The sequence below is a fragment of the Arhodomonas sp. KWT genome (genome assembly GCF_010993615.1).
Genome location: NZ_WNXE01001000.1, coordinates 1 through 603, shown reverse-complemented (window position 1 = coordinate 603; position 603 = coordinate 1). Strand labels below are relative to the sequence as shown.

Sequence of the window (603 nt, the reverse complement as noted above, 5' to 3'; positions counted from 1 at the left end):
CCGCGGAGGACCACGCCCAGCACCCGGCGGGCCACGTCGGCCGCCCGGAGGACGTCGCCGCGATGGTGGCGTACCTCCTCTCCGCGGAGGCGGGCTTCGTCACCGCACAGGAGATGATCGTCGACGGCGGCATGACCCGGCGGATGATCTACGCGGAGTAGGAACACCCACCCCACGAGGAGATACCGATGGACCTTCAGCTCACCGGACGCACCGCCGTCGTCCTCGCCGCCAGCCGCGGCCTGGGCTACGCCACCGCCCACGCGCTCGCCAGCGAGGGTGCCCGCGTGGTCCTCGCCAGCCGCGACGCCGAGGCCGTGCGCGAGGCCGCCGAACGCATCGAGGCCGAGACCGGCGCCGAGACCCTGGGCGTCGCCGCCGACATCACCCGCAGCGGCGACATCGAGGCGCTGATCGACGCCGCCGTGGCGCGCTTCGGCGCCATCGACAGCCTGGTCACCAATGCCGGCGGGCCGCCGCCGGGACGGTTCGACGACTTCACCGACGCGGACTGGCAGGGCGCCTTCGAGCTCAACCTGCTGAGCGCCGTGCGCACCATCCGCGCCGCACTGCCCCACCTGCGCGCGAGCGACGCCCCGCGGG

2 protein-coding genes are annotated in these 603 nt (G+C 74.6%); both read left to right on the top strand.

From position 1 onward, the window contains the following. Positions 1–161, top strand: a 161-nt coding sequence (locus G7A99_RS23785; RefSeq protein WP_163144537.1) for an SDR family oxidoreductase, incomplete at its 5' end; no start/stop codon positions are given. Positions 162–188: 27 nt separating this feature from the next. Next, the coding region (locus tag G7A99_RS23780; RefSeq protein WP_163144535.1) for an SDR family NAD(P)-dependent oxidoreductase at positions 189–603 on the top strand (415 nt) is incomplete at its 3' end.